Origin of the sequence: Microcoleus sp. A003_D6, assembly GCF_036702825.1 — a bacterium.
Lineage (GTDB): Bacteria > Cyanobacteriota > Cyanobacteriia > Cyanobacteriales > Microcoleaceae > Microcoleus.
The window spans coordinates 1-8,338 of the sequence record NZ_JAUBWA010000193.1 but is presented as its reverse complement, the minus strand read 5'-3'; the positions used below and the strand labels follow the sequence as shown (position 1 = coordinate 8,338).

Annotated in this window: 9 protein-coding genes; 6 read left to right on the top strand and 3 right to left on the bottom strand. The window is 43.5% G+C overall.

Features of this window, described 5'->3' with window-relative positions; genetic code table 11:
• The first annotated feature begins 74 nt into the window (after positions 1-74).
• From QUB70_RS30350 to QUB70_RS30330, 5 genes are all read left to right on the top strand, one after another.
• Entirely contained in the window at positions 75-230 is a 156-nt protein-coding gene (locus tag QUB70_RS30350) for a hypothetical protein (RefSeq protein WP_332985437.1), read from the top strand.
• Complete coding sequence (csx19, locus tag QUB70_RS30345; protein WP_332985436.1) at positions 227-829, top strand: type III-D CRISPR-associated protein Csx19; 603 nt, start codon at positions 227-229, stop codon at positions 827-829. The genes QUB70_RS30350 and csx19 overlap by 4 nt, the downstream gene beginning before the upstream one ends.
• Positions 826-2,640, top strand: coding sequence for a TIGR03986 family type III CRISPR-associated RAMP protein (locus QUB70_RS30340; RefSeq protein WP_332985435.1), 1,815 nt, complete (start codon positions 826-828; stop codon positions 2,638-2,640). Before csx19 ends, QUB70_RS30340 begins: the two co-directional genes overlap by 4 nt.
• 615 nt (positions 2,641-3,255) lie before the next feature.
• Entirely contained in the window at positions 3,256-3,882 is a 627-nt protein-coding gene (locus QUB70_RS30335; protein ID WP_332985433.1) for a hypothetical protein, read from the top strand.
• A gap of 69 nt (positions 3,883-3,951) precedes the next feature.
• Positions 3,952-4,581, top strand: a complete 630-nt coding sequence (locus tag QUB70_RS30330; protein WP_332985431.1) for a hypothetical protein — start codon at positions 3,952-3,954, stop codon at positions 4,579-4,581.
• Positions 4,582-4,705: 124 nt separating this feature from the next.
• Here the strand turns inward: QUB70_RS30330 and QUB70_RS30325 are convergent, their stop codons facing one another.
• Positions 4,706-4,939, bottom strand: a complete 234-nt coding sequence (locus tag QUB70_RS30325; protein ID WP_332985430.1) for a hypothetical protein — start codon at positions 4,937-4,939, stop codon at positions 4,706-4,708.
• Positions 4,940-5,101: 162 nt separating this feature from the next.
• On the opposite strand from QUB70_RS30325, the gene QUB70_RS30320 reads away from it, so the two are divergent.
• On the top strand, positions 5,102-5,317 hold the full coding sequence (locus QUB70_RS30320) for a hypothetical protein (protein ID WP_332985428.1): 216 nt from the start codon (positions 5,102-5,104) through the stop codon (positions 5,315-5,317).
• 137 nt (positions 5,318-5,454) lie between these two features.
• Here QUB70_RS30320 and guaA read toward each other — a convergent pair whose 3' ends face one another.
• Together guaA and cbiD are read right to left on the bottom strand one after the other, a co-directional pair.
• Positions 5,455-7,056 (bottom strand): glutamine-hydrolyzing GMP synthase, encoded by a 1,602-nt coding sequence (gene guaA, locus QUB70_RS30315; protein WP_442927855.1) that lies wholly within the window; start codon positions 7,054-7,056, stop codon positions 5,455-5,457.
• A gap of 347 nt (positions 7,057-7,403) precedes the next feature.
• Positions 7,404-8,338: cobalt-precorrin-5B (C(1))-methyltransferase CbiD (gene cbiD, locus QUB70_RS30310; RefSeq protein ID WP_332985425.1), on the bottom strand; the 935-nt coding region annotated here is incomplete at its 5' end.

The following is an 8,338-nucleotide window of genomic DNA, read 5'->3' as shown; positions in this document are numbered from 1 at the left end:
ATAGTCCAAATAAAAGTCCATGACAGCAAATGTATTGTTTGTTACATTATACACCATAAAGTCAGGAGAGCCGGTTGCAGGGAGTAGAAGTCACTCTAACTTGGCAACAACCAGAAAAATCAGAGCAAAAATGGGTAATCTCTCAAAACAATGGGAAGCTCGAATTTGCTGGAGAAGATAAACAAAAACTAGAAGAGTTTGTTAGCAATTTTGTGGATAAAATATCATGAATCAGGAATATTGTCAAATATCAGTTGAAAACCTTACTGAACAGTCGCTTAAGGATTGGCTAAAGCAGCAGGCACAAATTTATCAGTTACCCTATCTGTTAGCTCATGCTGAAGATGGAGTTATCTGGGGAAATTTTGATATTGACAGTGGGACGTTAACAACCGCTAGAGAGGTATTTCCTGAGTGTAATTTTCCAGAATTGCGGTTGAAAACGCTGGAACAATGTCGAGTGTTTGGAGAAGCAGGGGAAGTGTTACTATGGAATAGTAATGGAGAATGGCGATCGCGTCTAATATTGCAAAGCAAAGTTTTAGAGTTAATTGCTCAACAAAAAATAGGTTTAATTCCTGAACCACAAATTCTCTGGGGTACGCAGGGAAAAAATCATGGTAACTTTACCTTGCTGTCAGATGGTTCTCAGGGACTGAAACACGCTGTTCCTATAGCTGTAGAACAAAGTTACTTTAGCAAAGATAAAAATGACCTGTATCGTCCAGTTAGACTAGAAGTAAATCACTATTTTTGCTACGACTCAGATGGAGTAGCGAGGATTTTTTTTAGCCGTTTAGTATCTCTCAAAAAGGAGAAAATCTCATGAATCCAAGACATTTAAAGCAAGTGCCTGATGAGCGTAAAGCGATCGCACCATACAATTTTGTCGAACTTCCCCATAAAGTTGTCCCAGCGCAAGTTGAGTGTAATGGTAAGCTGCGGGACAATGACCGTTATTATAGCGATCGCCACACTGGTAAAATTACCTGTACGCTCAAAACAGCATCACCTCTCTACATTCGTTGTGGTTTAAGTCCTGTTGACTTCGCAACTTTTGGCGATACACCTAATGAAGAGTTGATATCAGATCAGCGTAAAAATAAAGCTAAATTTTTCCAGCATCCTGCAAATCTACATCCTGTCCTTCCAGGTAGCAGTTTGCGAGGAATGTTGCGGAATTTAGTAGAAATTATCAGTTTTAGCAAGATTGAGCGAGTTTCAGACCAACAAAAATTATTCTTCCGTGCAGTTGCGGCTGATAAAGACGACCCTCTCAGCAACCCATATAAAGAGCGTTTGAAAAATGTTAAAGCTGGTCACTTAGAATTTGAAAAAAAACAAAATAAATGGTTTCTGCGACCTGCTCAAAAAATTAACGGGCAATTATTTATAGAAGTTAAGGAAGAGGATATTCAAGACACTCTTCCTTCCCTAATTTTAATGAAAAAGACTAGCTATATTCCCCAGTACATCCAAATTAGCTTTGAGGTAACAGCAACATCTATAAATGTCAGTGAAGATTTGACTCAGCATTCCCAACAGGGGTGGATCGTTACTAGCGGTAATATGCTAGAAAATATGCTAGAAAAAACTACAGAAATGAAACGAGAGGAATTACTGCGGAAAAAAGAAGGGCGTAAGTATCACTATATCATTGGGGAAGCCGATCGCTCTGCTAGGCGAGTTGAGATTAGCCCTGATGCAATCCGAAATTATCGGGACGCACTTACTAATTTTCAGAAGGGTAAGGAAAAGCCATTTCACAATAATCCTAAAAATCGATTCGATGAAAAGATGGGATTGCTGCAAGAGGGTCTACCTATTTTTTACTGTGAATCACACAATGAACAGCCAGTTGTGACATTATTTGGTCAGAGTCCTAACTTTCGTATCCCCTATTCTCCCAGCAATGATGGTCAAGCAGCTTCAGCCGTTAATTTTATTCCTAAAGAAGTCGGACAATCCGATCTGATTGATTTGGCTGATGCAATTTTTGGTTTTGTCAGGGGTAAAAAAGACAAAACAGAACGAGAGGCTACTGAAAACAGCAAAGATCGGCGAGAACAATCTCGTGCTGGGCGAATCTTTGTCAGCGATGCCCAATATAAACCTGATGAGAATGCCCAAGATAAAGCTAATGATGATATCTGGCTGACTGATGACACAATTACGCCGCAAATTCTGGCTAGTCCTAAACCAACGACATTTCAACACTACTTAGTGCAACCGGAAGATACCCAAGCTGTAAAAAGCAAACTCAAACACTATGATAAGCCAATTACAAAAACAGTAATTAGAGGGCATAAACTTTACTGGCATAAAGGCAATGTTAGTCAGGAGAGAATTCAAGCAGAAGGTACTGAATCTGAGATTGAAGAGAAGCGATCGCAATACACCGAAATTAAGCCAATTAAAGCTGATGTCTCTTTTGAGTTCAAGATTCAGTTTGAAAATTTGAGTGATGTAGAATTGGGTGCATTACTGTGGATATTGACTTTGGCAGGAGACGATACTGACAAACTCAAGATGATAAGTCTTGATGGTAAAGAAAAATATCGTTTGTCTCTTGGTATGGGTAAGCCTTTAGGAATGGGTGCTGTGACAATAGAATATAAACTCATCCTAAATGAACGCTAGCGCTACAAAAATGAGCCTAAGCAGCGATACACCCAACTATTTGATGGAGATGAGTGGGTAACTAGCGATCGCAATGCTACTCTCGAAGAACAAAAATGTTTCTTAGAAGAGTTTGAACGCTACATCGTCAATAATATCAGCATCGAAGATTGCCCCCAAGACTTTCCAATTACAGCAAACCGCGAAACTATAAAGTTAAAAGACGTGCCGCGCATCAAGATGTTGCTCACTATGCTGACATGGGATTTTCCACCTGTAACAAGGACACGATATATGGAAATCGAAAGAGATATCAAAAAAGACTACCTCTGTCAACCGAAGGAAGGTGACAAGACAGTTAATGAGTACAAATGTCGTTTGGTACTGCCAACTCCATTCCAGGTAATGGATACAATAGATGAGGATAATCGGAGACTAGATAACTCTACACCTCCCTCAACACCGCCAAGATTACCAACTAGCGATGGTAGTGGAGGAAGCAATAGTAAAGCATGGGAAAGACAGAAAAGACCAAAATCCTAATGTTGAGGCGATCGCCCTTCCCACTCCCCCATCCCCTTTACCCATGCTAAAATCAGCTCAATAAAATACGCAACCTAAATCTGGTAAGCGATCATGCCCTTCAGTGCTTATAAAACCATCAGTTCAGTCCTGAAAGAATTTCAAATAACCTACACCGAATCTAATTTCATAGTAGAAACAGAGTTTCATGTCTCTGACTATTTTCGAGAAGATTTAGAATTTACAATGCGAGAAGGAGTAGTTGACAATTCTGAATTTGCCATTTGCGAAAATTTGATTTATCCAGTCATCAAAGAAGTTTGGAAGCGCTATTACAGTGGGTTTGTTTTGTGGAGTCATCAATCTCTCACCTATGACCAATATCTTTCGGGATTTCCTGAATATATTTTGGCTAAACGTTCTGCGTTAGGAAAAGTCGTCTTTGAACAACCTTACTTTTTGTTAGTTGAAGCAAAACAGGATAACTTTGAGGCAGGATGGGCGCAGTGTATGGCTGAAATGATTGCCGCACAGCGACTGAATGAAAATCCAGAGCAAGAGATATTTGGAATTGTATCAAATGGCGATCGCTGGCAGTTAGGCAAACTCAAATCTAATGTTTTTACTCGCAATCAAACGTTTTATACAATTCAAGAATTAGACAAACTTTTTGCTGCGATCAATTACGTGTTTCAACAGTGCGAATTGCTGCTGGATGCTGAAACGACCGATCGCACTTAAAGCCGATCGCCCTTTCCTCATGCTAAAATCAGCTCAATAAAATACGAAGCCTAAATTTGGTAAGTGATTATGCCATTCAGCGCTTACAAAACTATCGATACCGTTGTCAAAGAATTTCAGATTACCTATACCCAATCTAACTTTATTATTGAAACTGAATTCAATATCCCCAATTACTTCCGAGAAGACTTGGAAATAGTCATGCAAGATGGTGCAGCAGACTGTTCTGAATTTGCCATTTGTGAAAATCTGATTTATCCTGTTTTAAAGGAAGTTTGGAAGCAATATCGCCGAAAATTCATCTTGTGGAGTCACAAATCTTTAACCTATGACGAAAAGCTTTCAGGATTTCCTGAATATATATTAGCCAAAAAGTCTCCGTTGGGAAATGTGGTGTTTGACAAGCCTTACTTTTTGTTAATTGAAGCAAAACAGGATAACTTTGAGGCAGGATGGGCGCAGTGTATGGCTGAAATGATTGCCGCACAGCGACTGAATGAAAATCCAGAGCAAGAGATATTTGGAATTGTATCAAATGGCGATCGCTGGCAGTTAGGCAAACTCAAATCTAATGTTTTTACTCGCAATCAAACGTTTTATACAATTCAAGAATTAGACAAACTTTTTGCTGCGATCAATTACGTGTTTCAACAGTGCGAATTGCTGCTGGATGCTGAAATGACCGATCGCAATGTTTAATTGCGATCGCACCCCATCCACGTTCGATCGATAAATCTAACTTTTATTGGCATTAACTTTAGATTAACCGATCGGTTAAGGGGCGATCGCACGCAACAGAAAAAATGCCATCGCCCCCAAACTATCACTCGGCAAAATAGCGAATCAAAATCCGAATTACTTCACCACTGACAGGTGAGGGTATCGGCGGGCTCCACTCCCAAACTTCTGCAACACCTTTGACGTGCAACTGGTGAACCATGCTGTCTACGCCTTTGGGAAGCCCACAGGCCAGCAAGCGGACGGGTTGCTTGTTAACAGGGACATCGGGAATCTTTTCTCGCAACAGTTCCGGGACTGACTTGGAAGTTGATATCATAGAGTATCCTCCTGAATTTGGGAGTCCAAACCCCTGCCGTGTCTAGATTGGAGTCAGAAGCGTTGGGGGTTTGGTTTTTGTTGTCTGAGGCTACTATAACAGTTTTGCATCAATTTGCATCAAAATTAATCAAAATTAATCATTATTGTTCTGGCTGATGTAATGCGATACACTGAACAGATGACTAAACCCGATCGAACAACAGTAGACATCAAAGGATTGCGCGAAAGAATTGCGGCTGTTTCGGCTTTGCCAGAGTTAGCCGATAGAGCCCTGTCGGCGGTGTTGCGAATCCTAGTTACCAAAGGGCTGGAATCTTACGAAGAAAAGTTAGCCCAAAGTACACAGCAGCAAATTTCGCAGCGAACAGAGGAATAAAGCAATGATTAATCTAGTTGTTCAGACCGTACAGATCCCTTCCCCTGAACGCGATTTCTGTAGATACAAGGGGCGGGTTTCACCCACAATAATTTCCTAAAACCCACAATCTCCTAAACCCGCCCCCTAACTACCCATCACTCCCACTCGATCGTTCCCGGCGGCTTAGAAGTAATATCGTAAACCACCCGGTTCACCCCATTAACCTCATTCACAATCCGATTCGAGATCAGTTCCAACAAATCGTAAGGAACCCGCGCCCAATCAGCCGTCATCCCGTCTTCACTCTTAATAAACCGCAGAACGATCGGGTAAGCATAAGTGCGCTGATCGCCCATCACCCCTACACTGCGAATCGGCAGCAAAACTGCAAAAGCTTGCCAAAGTTCGCCGTACAATCCGTGGCGGTTAATTTCTTGGCGAACAATGAAGTCAGCATCCCGCAAAATATTTAGTCTCTCTGCGGTAACTTCTCCTATAATCCGAATCGCCAATCCCGGGCCCGGGAAAGGTTGTCGGTTGACAATTTCTTCGGGAAGCCCGATCGACCGGCCGACTTTTCGCACCTCATCCTTAAACAGTTTTCGCAGCGGTTCGATCAGCTTAAATCGCAAATCTTTCGGCAAACCCCCCACGTTGTGGTGGCTTTTAATTTTTACAGCAACTCGCTCGCCGCTTTTCGGGTCTGCATTCGTGTCAGCCGACTCAATCACATCAGGATAAAGAGTACCTTGTGCGAGGTAGTCAAAGGGGCCCAGACGCTTCGATTCTTCTTCAAATACGTTGATAAATTCGTGACCGATCCGCTTGCGTTTTACTTCCGGATCGGTAACGCCTTCAAGTTGAGCTAAAAAGCGTTCGCGAGCATTAACATACTCAACGTCAATGTGAAATTGCTCTTTAAATAATTTCACCAACCTTTCAGGTTCTTGCTTCCGCATAAACCCTTGGTCGATAAACATACAGGTAAGTTTGTCGCCGATCGCCTTGTGCAGCAAGAAAGCCAAAGTAGAAGAATCTACACCGCCCGATAGAGCCAGCAAAACTCGTTTCTCTCCGACTTGCTCTCGAATTTCGCGAATCGATTCCTCGACAAAAGTAGCTGTCGTCCAAGTCGGTTCGCACTCGCAAATATGGTAAACAAAATTGCGAATCAAAGCTTGTCCGCCGATCGAGTGAACCACTTCTGGGTGAAACTGAACCCCGTACAAATTTTTCTCGTGGTTAGCAACAGCAGCAGACGGAGTATTGTCCGTGTGAGCGAGGATCTCAAAACCCGACGGCAACTTGCTACAGGAGTCTCCGTGGCTCATCCACATCGTGCTGCCCTCCTCGACATTTGTCAGCAAATCCGTAGGATCGTCAATAAATAGCGATGCCTTGCCGTATTCGGCTAACTTAGCCCGCTCAACTTTCCCGCCGAGCTGCTTTACCATCAACTGCATCCCGTAGCAAACACCCAGCACCGGAATTCCCAAATTCCAAATTTCTGGGTCGCATTGGGGAGCTCTTTCATCGTATACAGAACTCGGGCCTCCTGACAGAATAATTCCTTTAGGATTGATAGCGGTTAACTGTTCTGCCGTAGTGCGGTAAGAAATAACTTCTGAATATACTTGAGTTTCGCGAATGCGGCGAGCAATCAGTTCGGAATATTGCGAACCGAAGTCGAGAATCACGATCGTCTGGCGATCGATCGGCCGCAGAGAAGAGTTTGTGAGGTCTGATTCAGTTTTTATTTGAGTAGTCACGGTTATTGCGTAATTGCTAATTGCTAATTGGGCAGAAAGTAGGGGAGGTATTTGTCGCGCTTTCACTACAAAACTGAGGAAGGCGAGCAAGCATTAGTCGCTAGGAATAAATCTTATTTATACTAGATTGCAGTCAGCGCTCGTAGTCGATTAATAGGGTCGAGGGCAAGCATAGATTTACTTCAATCTTTACCCTAATTAATTAAACTCTGGCGTCAAAAACTGCGTCCCCAAGCAACCTAGTATAATTAAGGTCTAGGGACAAAGAATTATTACTTGTTAAATATTATCCCTGAGCGATGTTTTAAACAGAATTCAGGGATATTCACACTACATTAACAAATTTGGGTCAAAAATGTATCTCCTATATCACTTTTAACAATAATTTTGCGATCGCGCCCGAACATCACCGATCCCACGGGGATTCTCCGGTTGGTGTGAGTAAAAATGCAATCCGACGATCGCAAGTCTATTTGTCGGGCGATATCGCCGTAAATTCGATCGACCCAATTGCTGCCAGTTTCCGCATCCAAAGCCCGCAGTTGCCCGAGAGCGTCTTCGGCTGTCGCTGCGGCAAAAATTGCGGAACACGCATCAGCGGGCATTCCAGCTTTAGCACAGTAAGCTGTGAGAATTTCCCTGCGCCCGTCGGCGAGGTGGTGGTGAGTGTGAAAAATCCCCGCCGCCAATTTCATCAGTTTACCGTGATAGCCAAACAGCAAAATCGATCGCACGCCCTGACATCCTGCTTCTACAAGCAGCGGGCCCAGCCAGTTAGCGGTTTTGACGAGCCTAGAGGAATTAATCCCCAGTTGTCGCGCCAAATCCAAACCGTTTTCGCCAATGCAGAATACTAAAGTGTCAAACTGTTCGGCTTTTTGTTGCAGTTGTTCGCGGTAAACTTCCAACTGTCCGGGGGCGCTCAGGGGTTGAGAAATGCCAGTGGTACCCAGCAGCGAAAGTCCTTCTACAACGCCGAAAGCTTCGTTAGAAGTGCGGGCGGCTAGTTGGCGCCCTAACGGCAGAATCAGGGTGACAGTAATTTTTTCTCCCCGTTCGAGTTCTCGCCCGAGATTCGATCGCAGCAGTCGCATCGCGTAATCGTAGATTGCCGCTCCTCCACCGACTGCGTGACGCCCTATACCTTCACCGCCGAGAATCACAATCTGCTCTCCCCCATTCTCCCCATTCTCCCCCTCTCCCCCTCTCCCCCTCTCCCCCTCTCCCCCTCTCCCATTCTCCCCCTCTCCCCCTCTCCCCCTCTCCCCCT

Excerpts from the sequence above, each read along its gene's own strand:
- QUB70_RS30335 (WP_332985433.1), top strand. The coding sequence starts at position 3,256 with ATGCCCTTCAGTGCTTATAAAACCATCAGTTCAGTCCTGAAAGAATTT.
- QUB70_RS30330 (WP_332985431.1), top strand. The coding sequence starts at position 3,952 with ATGCCATTCAGCGCTTACAAAACTATCGATACCGTTGTCAAAGAATTT.
- QUB70_RS30340 (WP_332985435.1), top strand. The coding sequence starts at position 826 with ATGAATCCAAGACATTTAAAGCAAGTGCCTGATGAGCGTAAAGCGATC.
- csx19 (WP_332985436.1), top strand. The coding sequence starts at position 227 with ATGAATCAGGAATATTGTCAAATATCAGTTGAAAACCTTACTGAACAG.
- QUB70_RS30320 (WP_332985428.1), top strand. The coding sequence starts at position 5,102 with ATGCGATACACTGAACAGATGACTAAACCCGATCGAACAACAGTAGAC.
- QUB70_RS30325 (WP_332985430.1), bottom strand. The coding sequence starts at position 4,939 with ATGATATCAACTTCCAAGTCAGTCCCGGAACTGTTGCGAGAAAAGATT.